At 71.7% G+C, this 15,047-nt stretch carries 9 protein-coding genes; 6 read left to right on the plus strand and 3 right to left on the minus strand.

Translation table 11 applies throughout. From position 1 onward, the window contains the following. The first annotated feature begins 160 nt into the window (after positions 1-160). Positions 161-1,699 (plus strand): multiple monosaccharide ABC transporter ATP-binding protein, encoded by a 1,539-nt coding sequence (mmsA, locus tag ABZT87_RS14870; protein WP_355135949.1) that lies wholly within the window; start codon positions 161-163, stop codon positions 1,697-1,699. Beyond that, positions 1,696-2,946 (plus strand): multiple monosaccharide ABC transporter permease, encoded by a 1,251-nt coding sequence (gene mmsB, locus ABZT87_RS14875; protein WP_354855015.1) that lies wholly within the window; start codon positions 1,696-1,698, stop codon positions 2,944-2,946. Before mmsA ends, mmsB begins: the two co-directional genes overlap by 4 nt. A gap of 1,235 nt (positions 2,947-4,181) precedes the next feature. Here the strand turns inward: mmsB and ABZT87_RS14880 are convergent. Beyond that, entirely contained in the window at positions 4,182-5,558 is a 1,377-nt protein-coding gene (locus ABZT87_RS14880; protein WP_355135951.1) for a DNRLRE domain-containing protein, read from the minus strand. A 222-nt stretch (positions 5,559-5,780) separates the two neighbouring features. Here ABZT87_RS14880 and ABZT87_RS14885 point away from each other — a divergent pair, with 222 nt between their 5' ends. From ABZT87_RS14885 to ABZT87_RS14900, 4 genes are all read left to right on the plus strand, one after another. Further along, a complete protein-coding gene (locus ABZT87_RS14885) occupies positions 5,781-7,061 on the plus strand; it encodes an MFS transporter (protein WP_355135953.1) in 1,281 nt (426 codons plus the stop codon). Further along, a complete protein-coding gene (locus tag ABZT87_RS14890) occupies positions 7,058-8,044 on the plus strand; it encodes a hypothetical protein (protein WP_355135955.1) in 987 nt (328 codons plus the stop codon). Before ABZT87_RS14885 ends, ABZT87_RS14890 begins: the two co-directional genes overlap by 4 nt. Before the next feature lie 122 nt (positions 8,045-8,166). Next, positions 8,167-9,693 carry an alkaline phosphatase D family protein gene (locus tag ABZT87_RS14895; RefSeq protein ID WP_355135957.1) on the plus strand — a complete coding sequence of 509 codons (1,527 nt, stop codon included), beginning with the start codon at positions 8,167-8,169 and terminating at the stop codon, positions 9,691-9,693. Between the two features lie 12 nt (positions 9,694-9,705). After that, positions 9,706-11,022: a hypothetical protein gene (locus ABZT87_RS14900; RefSeq protein WP_355135959.1), complete on the plus strand. Its 1,317-nt coding sequence runs from the start codon at positions 9,706-9,708 to the stop codon at positions 11,020-11,022. 15 nt (positions 11,023-11,037) lie between these two features. Here ABZT87_RS14900 and ABZT87_RS14905 read toward each other — a convergent pair whose 3' ends face one another. Together ABZT87_RS14905 and ABZT87_RS14910 are read right to left on the minus strand one after the other, a co-directional pair. Further along, positions 11,038-11,976, minus strand: a complete 939-nt coding sequence (locus tag ABZT87_RS14905) for an ATP-binding cassette domain-containing protein (protein ID WP_354855022.1) — start codon at positions 11,974-11,976, stop codon at positions 11,038-11,040. Beyond that, positions 11,973-15,020 carry an ABC transporter permease gene (locus ABZT87_RS14910; RefSeq protein ID WP_355135961.1) on the minus strand — a complete coding sequence of 1,016 codons (3,048 nt, stop codon included), beginning with the start codon at positions 15,018-15,020 and terminating at the stop codon, positions 11,973-11,975. The genes ABZT87_RS14905 and ABZT87_RS14910 overlap by 4 nt, the downstream gene beginning before the upstream one ends. Positions 15,021-15,047 lie beyond the last annotated feature (27 nt).

Consider the following 15,047-nt stretch of genomic DNA (forward strand, 5'->3'; position numbering starts at 1 on the left):
TGTTTTTGGGCGCGGTGTTTTTCTCTGGGTTTTGTGGGGGTGTCTTTGGGGCGCCCCCCGCGGGGGGGGGGGGGGGCGCGCCGGGGGGGGGGGGGGGCCCCCCCCCCCCCCCCCCGACGCCGTGACGGACCGCGTCCAGACCCGACAGAGGACAGTGACAATGGACGACACCATCCTCGAGATGCGTGGAATCACCAAGACGTTCCCCGGGGTGACCGCACTGGAGGACGTCAGCCTCGCGGTGCGCCGGGGGGAGATCCACGCCATCTGCGGTGAGAACGGCGCCGGCAAGTCCACCCTGATGAAGGTGCTGTCCGGCGTCCACCCCTCCGGCTCGTACGACGGGGAGATCCTCTTCGACGGCAAGCCGATGCAGTTCCGGGGCATCCGGGACAGCGAGGCCAACGGCATCGTCATCATCCACCAGGAACTCGCCCTGGTGCCCTACCTGTCGATCGCCGAGAATCTCTTCCTCGGCAACGAGCGGCGAGGCCGTGGCGGGCTCATCGACTGGAACCGGGCCAACGCCGAGGCGGCCGAGCTGCTGGCGTCGGTCGGGCTGCACGAGAACCCGGTCACCCCGGTCATCCAGCTCGGCGTCGGCAAACAGCAGCTGGTGGAGATCGCCAAGGCGCTGTCGAAAAAGGTGCGCCTGCTCATCCTGGACGAGCCGACCGCCGCCCTCAACGACGTCGACTCGGCTCACCTGCTCGGCCTGCTGCGACAGCTCAAGGAGCAGGGCATCACCTGCATCATGATCTCGCACAAGCTCAACGAGATCACCGCGATCGCCGACTCGACCACGGTCATCCGCGACGGCCGCACGGTGGAGACCCTGGACATGGGCGCCGCCGACGTGAGTCAGCAGCGCATCATCCGGGGCATGGTCGGGCGCGACATCGAGAGCTTCTACCCCGATCGCGTCTCGTCGCCGGGGGACGAGGTGCTGCGGATCGAGGACTGGTCGGTGCGGCATCCGACCCAGGAGCGGATGGTCGTCGAGGGCGTCAGCGTGTCGGTGCGCGCCGGCGAGGTCGTCGGCATCGCGGGGCTGATGGGCGCCGGCCGGACGGAGCTGGCGATGAGCGTCTTCGGCCGCTCCTACGGCCGCGACATCCACGGCAAGCTCTTCGTGCGCGGGCGGGAGGTCAACGCCCGTACCGTCGCAGAGGCCATCGACAACGGCATCGCCTACGTCACCGAGGACCGCAAGCGCTACGGCCTCAACCTCATCGACGACGTCCGGCGCAACGTCTCGGCCGCAGCCCTGGACCGGCTGGCCCACCTGGGCTGGGTGAACGGCAACGAGGAGATCAAGGTTGCCGAGGCCAGCCGCAAGGAGATGAACATCCGGACGCCCAGCGTCATGGCGGTGGTCGGCAAGCTCTCCGGGGGCAACCAGCAGAAGGTCGTGCTGTCGAAGTGGCTGTTCACCGACCCGGATGTGCTGATCCTGGACGAGCCCACCCGGGGCATCGACGTCGGCGCCAAGTACGAGATCTACACGATCATCAACCGGCTGGTGGCCGCAGGTAAGGCGGTGATCGTGATCTCGTCGGAGTTGCCCGAGCTGCTCGGCATGTGCGATCGCATCTACACCCTCGCCGCAGGCCGGATCACCGGCGAGAAGCCGGTCGGCGAGGCGACCCAGGAGAGCCTCATGGAGCTGATGACCAAGGACAAGGAGCTCGTCGGATGACCAGCATCAAAACCCCTTCGACGGAGCGCCCGACGCCCCCGGACAGCACACCCGCCGCCGCCCTGCACAGTGGGACGAGCGACCTGCGGGCGCTGGTGTTGAACAACCTTCGGCAGAGCGGGATCTACGTCGCCCTGGTCGTCATCGTCGCGCTCTTCGCGCTCCTGACCGACGGGGTGCTGCTGAGTCCCGGCAACATCACCAACATCGTCCTGCAGTACTCGTACATCCTGGTGCTCGCGATCGGGATGGTCATTCTCATCATCGGCGGGCACATCGACCTGTCGGTGGGTTCGGTGGTCGCGCTGACCGGCGCGGTCTCCGCCGTCCTGGTGATCCAGCAGGGCCACCCCTGGTGGGTGGGCATCGTGGCGGCACTGGCCGTCGGTGTCGCGGTCGGCGCCTGGCACGGGTTCTGGGTGGCGTACGCCGGCATCCCGGCCTTCATCGTGACCCTGGCCGGCATGCTGCTCTTCCGGGGCCTCACGCTGCAGGTGCTCGACAACATCTCCCTGTCGCCCTTCCCGGCCGAATACCAGAAGGTCGCGGCGGGCTTCCTCAACGGGCTGCTCGGCGGTCAGGGCTTCGACGCGTTCACGCTGCTCATCGGCGCTCTCGCCGTGGCCGGGTACGCGGTGAGCGGCTTCCGCACCCGCCTGGCGCGCATCCGCTACCAGCAGCCGGTCGAGTCGTTCCCGCTGTTTGTCGCCCGGGTCGTCCTGGTGGGCGCGGTCCTCATGTACTTCGCCTGGCAGTTGGCGCACGCCCGAGGGCTGCCGATCGTGCTGATCATCCTGGCCGTGCTGGTGCTCGTCTACGGCCTGCTCACCCGGCGTACGGTCTTCGGCCGCCAGGTCTACGCAATCGGCGGCAACCTCTCGGCGGCGGCGCTGTCGGGCGTGAAGGTCCGCACCGTCAACTTCTGGATGTTCGTCAACATGGGCTTCCTCGCGGCGGTGGCGGGCGTCATCTACTCGTCGCGGTCCAACGGGGCGCAGCCCGCAGCCGGCAACATGTTCGAGCTGGACGCGATCGCCGCGGCGTTCATCGGCGGCGCGGCGGTGACCGGTGGCGTGGGCACCGTGGTCGGCGCGATGGTCGGTGGTCTGATCATGGCGGTGATGAGCAACGGCATGCAGCTGATGGGCATCGACCAGTCGACGCAGTCGGTGGTGAAGGGGCTCGTCCTGCTCGTCGCCGTCGCGTTCGACGTCTACAACAAGCGCCGCGCCGGTACGGCCCGCTGACACGACGACACTGCACACGTGTGCCCCTACCCGTCCCACGGGCAGGGGCACACGTCGTTAGGCGCCGCGGGGCGTTTGGCGCCGCGGGGCGTTTGGCGCCGCGGGGCGTTTGGCGCCGCGGGCGTTCGGCAGCGCGGGCGTTCGGCAGCGCGGGCGTTCGGCGGTGCGGGCGTTCGGCTGCCCGGCCACGTCGACTCCGCGCTGCGGCGCCCACGGAAGCCCGCGCCGCGTCGCCGCCGGCGGAGGCTCGCGCCGATGCCGGGACCGCCTTGCCGGAGTCGGCCCCACCTTCCTCAAGCGCTGTAGAGCTGCCCCAGATATGGGGCGGCAACCCCGCGGCACGCAACAGGGCTCGCGGTCACGCCGGTGACGACCGCCGTGCCGGCAACGGCCGTCCTGGTGACGACGGCCGTCCTGGTGACGACGGTCGTTCGGTGGCGACGGCCGTGCCGGTTTGCAAGGGCCGTCCTGGTGACGACGGCCGTCCTGGTGACGACGGTCGTTCGGTGGCGACGGCCGTGCCGGTTTGCAAGGGCCGTCCTGGTGGCGACGGTCGTGCTGGTGGCGACGGCGGTGCGGTCACGCCGCCCTTTCGCGGTCCATAAACGGCCCGCCGTAGAGACGGACGGCGTCGTCGGGCTGTTGATGCCGCAGATCTTGGACAGTTTCCGTTCTTTCGTAACGGAAACTGTCCAAGATCTGCATTGGCGAGGTGTCGTGATGGGTGTGTGGTCCTTCGTCTGCGGCCTGGCGTGCGGTTGGCGAGGGGCAGGGTCTGTGCTGCTGGCGATTGCACATCGTCCGCGAACTCGACCGGCATGACGACTTCCGCACCGGGCGGGTGGGTGGCCCATATCTGGGGCAGCTCTACAGGGAACCGCACGGAACCCTGGGCCGCCGGCAGTAGCGCCGCCTGCCGCAGCGCCGCAGCGCCGCCTGCCGCAGCGCCGCAGCGCCGCAGCGCCGCAGCGCCGCAGCGCCTGCCTCCGTGCCGCCTGCCTCCGTGCCGTGCCGCCGTGCCGCCGTGCCGCAGCGTCGTGCCGCCTGCCGCAGCGTCGTGCCGCGCCGCAGTGCCGCCTGCCGCAGCGCCGAGTCGCCGCGCCCAGTGAGGGGTGCCCGCGTGGGGGCGGTGCGGGTGTTGCAGGTGCTGCAGGTGCCGCGGGTGCTGCGGTGTCGCGCGCCGCTGCGACGGGTGACCCCGCCGCCCCGGTAGCGGGGGCGGCGGGATCAGGCGGTCAGTGGCAGGCGCCGGTGCCGCTGTCGTTGTAGGTCTGTCCGGCGACCGGCACGAACTGCCAGTCGTAGCTGCCGGAGTGCAGGGTGAACTTCAGGACCCCGAACGCCGAGCTGTTGCGGGCCTCGCTGTTGGGCTGGATGGTGCCGAAGCCGTAGTGGTCGGCACCGCCCATCCCGGCGACGAAGCTGCGCATCCCCCGGCTGGCGTCGTAGCCGCCGGCGGGGTTCATCGGGCCGAACCGCTCGTACACGTGGTTGTGGCCCCAGACCACGACGTCGGCGTTGTAGTCGTAGAGCGCCTGGTACAGCGGGCGGGTCGACGTCGACGGCGCGTGGTTGGAGCTGGACGTGAACAGCGGGTGGTGCCAGTACGCCAGCGTGCACGGCTTGCTGGTGGCCGCCAGGTCAGCGCGCAGCCACTGCTCCTGCGTCGACCCGGCCGACATGCTGATGTTCGAGTTCAGCGACACGATGTGCCAGTTGCCGAGATCGTAGGAGTAGTACCCGCGACCGCTCGGGCCGGCGGTCGTGCCGAAGTAGTTGTAGTAACCGGTCGCGCCGGACGTGTTGTAGTCGTGGTTGCCCGGTGACGGGCGGGTGCGCGCCTTGTGCCGGCCCCAGGTGGGTTCGTAGTAGCTGGCGAACTGGGACGCGGTGCCACTGTCGTAGACGTTGTCGCCGGTCGTGAAGACGGTGCCGGAGATGTTGTCGAGCAGCGCCGCCGTGGCGGTGTCACCGGAGCCGGAGGTGGCGATGTCACCGGCCCCGACGAGGACCGGATCGCCCGACGGCGGTGTCGTGGTGCCGGTCGTGACCACCAACTGCGGGGCGTCGCCTCCACTCTCCCGCGTGTCGTAGTAGGCGCCGTCGCCGCTGGTCGAGGTCGCGCCGAAGCTGAAGGTCCCGTTGCCGGTGACCGCTGAGGTGACGTCGACCTCGTACCAGGTGTTGCCGGCGACCGAGCCGAGCGACCCGAGGGTGGCCCCGTCGATCGTCGGCTGGTTGCTCCAGGTCGTGCCGGTCTCCGACCAGGTGGTGTTGGACATCGTCCGGAACGTGCCACCGGCGTCGCTGCCGCTGTTGCCGCTGATCGTGCGCAGCCGCAGCTTGGCGCTGGTCACCGTGCCGCTGACACCGCTCACCGTGAAGCGCAGGAACATCCGCCGTGCGGGTGAGTTGTCGACCACGATCTGCGTGGACGTGCCGTAGTTGGTGGACGCCGTGTCGCTCTGGACGTAGGTGTCGGCGACCGGCGTGAACGTCACGCTCGCCGCGGAGGCCGCGCCCGAGCCGGTCAGGACGACGGCGGCGGTGGCGGCGACGAGCACCGCGACCGTCCCGATCGTGACCGGTGGGCGGGCGATTCGAATGTCCATCCAGGACCCCTTCGTTGCGGGTGGAAAGCGCAAGGAATGTAGGAAGGTCGATGAACCGGCGGACTGCCGCCAGGTGAACAGTACGCTCAAGCAACGAAACATCTCGATGTTTCTCCGATGTTCACCCACCGCATGTTTGTCCGCCCCTCGCGGTCCCTTGTGACGCCCCCGACCGGATCGTCACGATGGCTGACCGTCGCCCACCGATCAGAGGAGATGCGCGTGTACCTGTCGTCCGTCTCCCGGCCGGTCACCGACCCGCCCAACGCCGGTCCACGACGCCGACGGCTCGCGCTGGTCAGCGGCAACGTGGTCGCGCTCGGCACGGTCAGCCTGATCACCGACATCTCGGCCGAGATGGTGGCCGCCGTCCTGCCGCTCTACCTGGTGCTGGGCCTGCAACTCAGCCCGGTGGCCTTCGGCGTGCTCGACGGGGTCCACACGGGCGCCACCGCGCTGCTGCGGGTCGTCGGCGGCTTCCTCGCCGACCGGTTCCGGCGGCGCAAGCTGGTCGCCGGCGTCGGCTACGCGCTCTCTGCCGTCGCCAAGCTCGGCCTGCTGCTCGCCGGCCGGTCGGTGCCGGCGATCGGCGCCGTCATCGCCGTCGACCGGATCGGCAAGGGTGTCCGCAGCGCGCCCCGCGACGCGCTCATCACGCTCTCCACCCCGCCCGAGGCCCTGGGCCGGGCGTTCGGGGTGCATCGGGCGATGGACAGCGTCGGCGCGTTCCTCGGGCCGCTCGCCGCGTTCGCCGTCCTGCTGGTCGTCGGGCAGTCGTACGACGCGGTCTTCGTCACCAGCTTCTGCGTCGCCGTCCTGGCCGTCGTCGTGCTCGTGCTGTTCGTCCGGGAGCGACCGACCGGCGAGCCGGCCGACGGGCCGGACGAGCCCCGGGTCTCCGTCCGCGAGGCGTTCGGCCTGTTGCGCAGCCGGCCCGCCCGTCGGCTGCTGCTGGCCGCGACGATGCTCGGGCTGGCCACCATCGGCGACGGCTTCGTCTACCTGGTGCTCCAGCGCCGGGAAGACCTTGGCCTGCGGTGGTTCCCGCTGCTGGCAGTGGGCACCAGCCTGGCCTACCTGGTGCTCGCCGCACCCCTCGGCGTGCTCGCCGACCGGATCGGGCGGTTGCCGGTGGTGGTGGGCGGCTACGTGGCCCTCGGCGCGACCTACCTGCTGCTGTCCGGGCCGGCGCACGGCTGGCCGGCGCTCGCGTTGACGCTGGCGCTGTACGGCGCGTTCTACGCGGCCACCGACGGCGTGCTCATCGCGCTCGCCGGGCCGGTGCTGCCACCACGGCTACGGACCACCGGGATCGCGCTGGTCCAGACCGGGCAGGCGCTGGCGTACCTCGTCTCCTCGGTCCTGTTCGGGCTGGCCTGGCAGGCGTGGGGGCCGCAGACAGCGGTCCGGGTGGCGGCCGTGGCCGTCGTCGGCGTCCTGGTCGTCACCGTGCTCCTGCTGGCCTCCCCGCTCCGCCCCAGTCTCCGGAAGGTGTCCCCATGAGCGCGATGTCGACCCGGGCGAAGCTCGGCGTGGTGGCCGCCAGCGCGGTGCTGTTGGCCAGCGTGGCGGCCGGCTACGCCGCCATCGCCGCCGAGCCGGCCCGGACCCCGCCGCCGACCGCCGCCGGGGACCAGGCGGTCACACTGGCGCCGGGCCCGCGCCTGCTGGCCATCACCGACCGGTACGTCTCCAGCGTCGCGACCGCCGATCCCGCCGGGCCGCGTACCGTCTCGGGTCTGGAATGCCTGCGGGTGTACGCGGCCGCCGGCACCGGTGTCTGCCTGCGGCCGGAGACGGCGTGGTCGTACCAGGTCGTGGTGCTCGACGCGGCGCTGCGCCAGAAGCGGACGCTCAGCGTGCCCGGCCTGCCCAACCGGGCCCGGGTCTCGGCCTCCGGCCGGATGGTCTCCTGGACGACGTTCGTCGGGGGCGACTCCTACACGGCGAGCGGCTTCTCCACCCGCACCGGCATCCTCGACACCGTCACCGGCGCCACCGTGACGTCGCTGGAGGAGTTCGCCGTCACGCGGGACGGTCGCGGCTACCGCAGCCCCGACATCAACTACTGGGGTGTCACCTTCACCGCCGACGACAACCACTTCTACGCGACCATGGCCACCGGCGGCAGGCGGTACCTCGTGCGCGGCGACGTGGCCGCCCGGACCGTCGAGACGATGCGGACGAACGTGGAGTGCCCGTCGCTGTCGCCCGACGGCACCCGGATCGCCTTCAAGGAGGCGATCGACGCCGACCCGACGAAGGGTTGGCGGCTGTCGGTCCTCGACCTGGCATCCGGGCGGGTCACCGCGACGGCGGAGACCACCAGCGTCGACGACCAGGCGGCCTGGCTCGACGACGCCACGCTGGCCTACACACTGCGCCAGAGCGACGGTCGGCCCGACGTCTTCAGCGTCGCGGCCGACGGGTCCGGTACGCCGAAACTGCTGATCCCCGGTGCCGAGTCGCCGTCGCCGCTGACCTGACGGCCCGGCCGCCAACCTCGGCGGCCAGGACACCTGACCGCCTTGCCGCGGTCGACGTCCCGTCACGTCGGCTTCCGCGCCGCAGCCTTCGCCGTTCATCGACGGCCTCGAAGGTATGGACCATGACAAGGCTGAGCCGTCGCATATCCGTCCTCAGTGGACTCGCTGCCGCCGGCGCCGCGGTGACACCCTGGCAGGGTGCCCGCGCCGCGGTCCCGTACCCCTTCAAACTCGGTGTGGCGTCCGGTGATCCGGCGTCCGACAGCGTGGTCCTGTGGACCCGGCTGGCGCCCTCGCCGCTCAACGCCGACGGGCAGGGCGGCATGGCCGACGCCGACGTGACGGTCGAGTGGCAGGTGTCCACGACGGACCGCTTCTCGTCGCTTGTCGCGTCCGGCTCGGTGGTCGCCCGCTACGCCGACGCCCACTCGGTGCACGTCGTCGCGGGCGGCCTCGCCGCCGACTCCGACTACCACTACCGGTTCCGGGCCCAGGGGCAGATCTCCCCGGTGGGACGTACGCGGACCGCGCCGGCCCCGGGCACCTTCGGCCGCGACCTGGTCATGGCCTTCGCGTCCTGCGCCCACTACGAGGCCGGCTACTACACCGCGTACCGGCGGATGGCCGAGGAGAACCCCGGGCTGATCCTGCACCTCGGCGACTACATCTACGAGGGTGGCGTCAACACCTCCGCCGTGCGCCAGCACGTCGGCGCGGAGATCGTGTCGCTGGCCGACTACCGCCGCCGGTACGCCCTCTACAAGTCCGACCCGGACCTGCAGGCGGCGCACGCGGCCGCGCCCTGGCTGGTCGTGCCAGACGACCACGAGGTGGAGAACAACTACGCGAACATGGTCCGCGCCGACAGCAGCCCGACGCTGACCGCAGCCCAGTGGACCGCCCGGCGCACCGCCGCGTACCGCGCCTACTACGAGAACATGCCGCTGCGGCCGGCCTCCGCGCCGAGCGGCAACAGCATCCCGCTGTACCGCCGCGTCCGGTGGGGTCAGCTCGCCACCTTCCACATGCTCGACACCCGGCAGTTCCGCGACGACCAGGCCTGTGGTGACGGCTGGAAGGTCTGCGCGGACGCGGACCTGGCCTCCCGGTCGCTGACCGGCGCGACCCAGGAGGCGTGGCTGCTGGACGGTCTGGCCCAGCACTACGGCACCTGGGACATCCTCGGTCAGCAGGTGTTCTTCGCCCGTCAGTACGACGCGAGCGGGGCGGCGAACATGGACGCCTGGGACGGCTACCGGGCGTCCCGCAGCCGCATCCAGACCGGCTGGCAGCAGCGTGGGGTGCGCAACCCGCTCGTGCTCACCGGGGACGTGCACAAGTCGTGGGCCAACGAGCTGAAGGCCGACTATGCCAACCCGTCGTCCGCCACGATCGGCACCGAGCTGGTCTGCACCTCGATCACCTCGACCGGCAACGGCACCGGCAGCACGACCATCCCGAACGCGGCGACCAACCCGCACCTGAAGTTCTACTCCGACGGGCGCGGCTACGTCCGTACCACTATCGGTCGCAGCCAGGTCCGCGCGGACTTCCGGGCGGTCAACACGGTGACCGAGCACGACGCGCCCGCGTCGACGGTGCGCTCGTTCGTCATCCTCGACGGCCAGCCCGGCCTGCAGGCCGGGTAGAAGGAGCACCCCATGACCGCACTCACGACACTGCTCGCCGCGTCCCTGCTGGCCCCGACCGTCGTGGCGCCCGCCCCGACCGCCATGACCGCCGAGGCGATCACCTGGACCACCGCCAACAGCGTGGCGACCGGCGACCAGGACCTGCCCGCCATCGCCATGAACCGCAACGGTCAGGTCGCGGTGGCCTGGGAGGACGACCGGGACAGCAGCGCCCCCGAGGACGACACCCACAGCGAGATCTACCTGCGCCTGTTCCGCGACGGCACACCCGGCTACGAGCTGAAGCTCTCCACCGGTGGCACCAGCGGGGCCGCCTGGCGGCACATCAGCCCGGACGTCGGGCTCGACGACCGGGGCAACACCGTGGTCGTCTGGGCCGCCGACGGCGACGGCAACGGCGTCTACAACATCCAGTACCGGGTGGTGTCACCCGCCGGTGCGATCCTCGGCTCGGGGCAGGCCAACGCCAGCGACGCCGGGCAGCAGATCTGGCCGAAGGTGGCGGTCGACCCCGACGGCGCGCCCACCACCGCCGGCGTCGGCTTCACCGTCGTCTGGGAGGACGTGCAGGCGACCGCTCCGGCCACCGTCAAGGCCGCCGGCTTCACCGCCGCCACCGCCAAGGCGTACGAGGTGACGGCCTCGCAGACGACCGGCTCGCACCACCGCCCCGACGTGGCGGTGTCCGCCTCCGGCGAGGCGCTGGTGGTCTGGGACGAGGACGCCGACGCCAACGGCTCGTACAACATCGGGTTGACCCGGCTGGCCCGGTCGAACGGCGCGGTGGTGCTGTCCCGGCGCACGGCCAACGCGCAGAGCGGCGGGCAGCAGCAGCGGGCGTCGGTCGCGGCGACGTTCGCCGGTGACTTCACCGTCGGCTGGGAGTCGGACCACACCGGCACCCGGGGCGTCTGGGCGCGCTCGTTCACCGCTGCCGGCGCCGCCCGCCACGGTGAGGTCCAGGTGTCCACCGGGACCGGGGCCGTCGCGCCCGGGGTCGGCATCGACGACGAGGACAACGTCGTGGTGGGCTGGACGGTGTCCGGCGCCAACCCGGACGTCTGGGCGCGCGGCCTCAACCCGGACGGCAGCACCACCGGTCGGCTGGCGGCCCAGGCCCTGAGCCAGACCACGACGGGTCGGCAGGAACACCTGGCGATCGCCGCGTCCCCGTGGGGCGAGGTGAGCCTCTGCTACACCGACGACAACGACGGTAACGGCTTCGACCAGGTGCTCCTCGGTCTCGGGGCGACGAACTCCACCTGGCTGATGACCGCCGACGAGCTGCGCCAGCGCAAGGCGCGGGCCGCTGCCACGGTGAACTGAGTCGGCCGGGTCCATTCAGAGGGCGTGGTCGGGCTCGCCGCCGGCGCTGGCCGCCCCGTCGTCACCGCCGAGGGACGACGGGGCGGCCACGGCGCGCAGGGTGATCGCTCGGTCGCTGTGGTCGACCTCGAACAACGTGCCGGCCGGGAAGGCCGCCGACGTCTCGGGCGGCAACTGGATCGTGCCGTCACCGGCCACCACGGCGAAGTCCCGGCCGTTACGCCCCTCGGCGCCGACCCGGCCGTCGCGGATGGTGACCGCTCGGCCGAGCCGGGCACCCACCTCGCCGTCGTGGGTCACCACGACCACTGTGGTGCCCCGCTGCGCGTTGACAGTGGCCAGCGCCGCGAGCACGTCGTCGCGACCGGCCTGGTCGAGCTGACTCGTGGGCTCGTCGACCAGGAGCAGGCCGGGCCCGGCGGCGAGCCCCTGCGCCAGAGCGGCCCGCTGGCGCTGCCCCGGGGTCAGGTCGCTCACCCGCCGCGCGCCGGCGCCGCCGAGACCGACCAGTTCCAGGATCGCCTCCGGTGGGTCGAGCCGGCGTCCGGCCAGGCGTGCCGCGGGTCGCTGCGCCAACCAGATGTTGTCCGACAGCGACAGGTACGGCAGCAGGTTGCGTTCGGCGCCCTGGAGCACCGTGCCGACCGTGGCCCCGCGCAGGGCGGCCAGGCCCTTGGCCGAGAGCCGGGACAGCTCGTGGTCGCCCACGTAGACCCGCCCGGCGGAGGGTTGCATGAGCCCACCGAGAATCGCCACCAGCGTGGACTTGCCGGAGCCGGACGGACCCACCAGCGCCAGCATCTCGCCGGCCGCGATGTTCAGGTCCACGCCGGAGAGGGCGACGACGTCACCGGTGGCGGTGGGGTAGATGTGGATCAGCCGGTGGCAGGTGACGGCCACACCCCCGGCCGGCTCTGCGGGGGTCTCCGGCGCGTCCTGCCGCGCGGCGGTCATCGACCGCTCCGGCGGCGCACCGAGGCGGCGACGATCCGACCGAGCACGACCGCCGTGAGGGCGAACACGATGACGGCTGGCACCGCGAACAACAGCAGCCGGCCGACGTCCGGGAAGTCGGGTATCGGGACCGGTGAGCGGCCGTCACTGAACAGACGCTGCCCGCCCCGGGTGAGGAGCCAGATCACCAGGGTGACGAGTGCACCCGACCCCACCGCGAACACGACCGGCCACCCGTAACCGCCACGCACGGCACGTGGTGGCAGCCCCTGCCGACGGAGCGCCACCAGCATGGCCACCCGGGCGCGTTGGTCGGCGGAGGCCGTCGCCACCATGCCGGCCGCCCCGATCAGCACCCCGGCCAGCGCGGCGAACACGTTGAAACGCAGCGCCAACGCCGCCCCCTGCCGATCGAAACCCTCCCGTACGTGGGCGATCGTCCGGTCGCTCCGCACGACCAGACCCTGTGCGCGAAGCCGGTCGAGGATGTCCGCGGGAGCCGACCGCGCCAACCAGACCTCCTCGTTGCCGTTCTGGCTGGCGACGGCGAGTCGGTCCGCGTACTCCAGATCGACGATGAGCCCGGATCCACCGAGCCGCGGCAGGCGGTCGACCAGACCTCGAACCGATCCGTTGGTCGGTGTCCCGTCGACACCGTCGTACGGGTGTGAGCCGCCGACCGCCGTTCCCTTCGACCGGGTCAGGTAGACGGGCAGCGGGAATGGCGCATCGACGACACCGACGCCGGCCGGCTTCGACCGCCGGTTCTCCGCGATCTCGATGGCCAGCGCCGCCTTCGGCCCGCTCGCGGCGCCGAGGAACGTGTCAACCGGATCGAGCAGCCGCCACCGTTGCGGATCGGCGAGCTGCGCGCCGGTCAGCACGACCGTCTCGCCCTGGCCGTCGGCGTCGGCGGCACGCAATTCCTCGAACTGGACCTTGAGCTGCCCGGACACCACGGGAGCTTCGATTTCGATCTTGACCAGCCGGCATTCCTGCGCGCACTCGGGCACCTGGAGGTCGTAATCCCTCCGGCCGGGCTTGATGTCGTCGCGGGGGAGGACCAGGAGGACCACCCGGGTGCCGTTCCTCCCGGAGATCGTGATCGCGAGGCGGACCCGGTTCCCGGCGAAGACCTCGGCGTCGAAGTCGGCGGAGAGCGCCATGATGAGCTGTCCACCCCGCAGCCGCACCGGTGTCCCCGGCGCGGGCGGGTGGATGTCTCGGGCGATGTCCGCCAGGGACGCGCCGTAGGACGGATGCGGCGCGGCCACCGTCGCGAGCCGGCCCGAGTCCACGGCCAACAGCGGTGTGCCGGCTGCGGCGGGGGAACCCGACACCACCGCGGCCATCGCGAATCTGCCCTCGGGATCAACCGCCCGCACGGCGGTCAACAGGTGTGAGCGCGACGTCGCGTCGACCTCGACGACGCGGGGCGCGCCGACCTCGACGACCGCCCGGTCGCGGTAGGCGGCCGAAGCGACCTCGCTCGTCGCGACGGTGAAGGCGAGCATGGCGACGACCACGGTGAGCAGGGCGATCAGGGGCCGGAACCGTGGTTGCCGGGCCACCTGCACCAAAGCGAGGCCGACCGCCGTCCGGCCGCGCGCGAGCAGCGCCGCACCCACTGCGGCGCCGGCGATCATCGCGACCCGCGCCAGCAGTACAGCTGCGGCGAGCGCTCCGGCGACCGGCGCCACCAGCGCCAGGCCACTGGGCGATCCGCCGGAGCGCAACTGGACCACGGCGGCCACGGCGATGGACACCGCGACGACGTCGCCGATGGTCGCCCGCCACCCTCGTACCCGTGCCGGCACCCGGCGCAGCAGGTCGACGACCGGCGCGGACATCATCCGAGCCTGGGCCAGCAGCACCGCGGCGAACGCGCCGACGGCGCCGATGGTGGCGAATCCGATCGTGGTCGCGTCCACCGCGACGTCGACGTGGGTCGGGAGGGTGTGCGCGGCGAGCAGTGTGGCAGCGCCCAGACCGGCCAGGCAGCCGAGGGGAATCGCGACCAGGACGGGCACGGCGTGCTCGCCGATCGCCAGCGCCCACAGGCGTCGGCGCTGTACGCCACGGAGCAGGAGCAGGCCCTGCTCCGGTCGCCGCTGGTCCGCCGCCGAACCGACCGCGACGAAGAGGACCAGCCAGCAGAGCAGAACGAGCAGCCCCGCGCCCAGCGCCACGCCGTCGGCCAGTTGCCCGCGTTGCAGCGTGACGCGATCCAACAGGCCGGGCAGGCTGGTGCCGGCCCCGTAACCCGCACGGCCCCCGTCGCGCTTCAGCACCGCGAGCGTCGCCTGCAGGTCCGGTATCGATCGGCTGTCCAACAACTGCTCGGTGGCGTAGAGATCAGCCGTCGATCGGAACAGGATCGCTTGATCGTCGACGAGGAGTGCGGACTCGGCGCTGAAGATGGCGTCCTCGGCGCTGCCCGGGATCGACCCGCTGGCCGAGTCCGCCGCGGGTGGCCGAATGATCTCCTCGCCAAGCCAGAACGGATCCTTGACGTCCAGCGGTTGGTAGACGCCGGCCACGCGCACCGGCACCGCGCCGAACGTGAACTGATCCCCGACGACGACACCGAGCCGCGCCGCGGTGTGCGTGCTGACCATGACCTCGGGGAGCTGACCCCTCGAAGTGGCCCGGGGGCAGGCGCCGGTCACGGTGACCCGTTCGCAGACCCCCGCCCGATAGGTGAGGTTCGAGGTCACCGTGCCGGCACGGCCGGCAGCGACACCGCCACTCTGGGCGCCCAGGACGACGTCGAAACCGGCCGGCGTCAACTCCCGGACCTTGCCCGCGAACAGCGTCCTGTTGGGATCGCCGGGCATCCCCGGATATTCGACGGGCTCGGCGAGTCGCACCCGGAGCTCGTTCGGCTGCGCGGTGGACAGTTCGTAGCGCCACAGGGCCTGCCCGGCTGCGGCGACGTAACTCGGTGCGGCCGCGGCGGCGGCACTGGCGAGCAACGCGAGCAGGAGCACGGCCGTGGCCTGCGCCCGGCGGGCCGCGAGCGCTGCCCAGATGATGGTCAGCATTGACGGTGATGGTATCGGCGAAGCCCT

This window comes from Micromonospora sp. NPDC005237, from assembly GCF_040607775.1.
GTDB lineage: Bacteria > Actinomycetota > Actinomycetes > Mycobacteriales > Micromonosporaceae > Micromonospora.

What these genes read in the sequence shown, in the direction of transcription:
- ABZT87_RS14910 (WP_355135961.1), bottom strand. Translation starts at nt 15,020, where the DNA reads ATGCTGACCATCATCTGGGCAGCGCTCGCGGCCCGCCGGGCGCAGGCC.
- mmsB (WP_354855015.1), top strand. Translation starts at nt 1,696, where the DNA reads ATGACCAGCATCAAAACCCCTTCGACGGAGCGCCCGACGCCCCCGGAC.
- ABZT87_RS14900 (WP_355135959.1), top strand. Translation starts at nt 9,706, where the DNA reads ATGACCGCACTCACGACACTGCTCGCCGCGTCCCTGCTGGCCCCGACC.
- ABZT87_RS14905 (WP_354855022.1), bottom strand. Translation starts at nt 11,976, where the DNA reads ATGACCGCCGCGCGGCAGGACGCGCCGGAGACCCCCGCAGAGCCGGCC.
- mmsA (WP_355135949.1), top strand. Translation starts at nt 161, where the DNA reads ATGGACGACACCATCCTCGAGATGCGTGGAATCACCAAGACGTTCCCC.
- ABZT87_RS14895 (WP_355135957.1), top strand. Translation starts at nt 8,167, where the DNA reads ATGACAAGGCTGAGCCGTCGCATATCCGTCCTCAGTGGACTCGCTGCC.
- ABZT87_RS14880 (WP_355135951.1), bottom strand. Translation starts at nt 5,558, where the DNA reads ATGGACATTCGAATCGCCCGCCCACCGGTCACGATCGGGACGGTCGCG.
- ABZT87_RS14890 (WP_355135955.1), top strand. Translation starts at nt 7,058, where the DNA reads ATGAGCGCGATGTCGACCCGGGCGAAGCTCGGCGTGGTGGCCGCCAGC.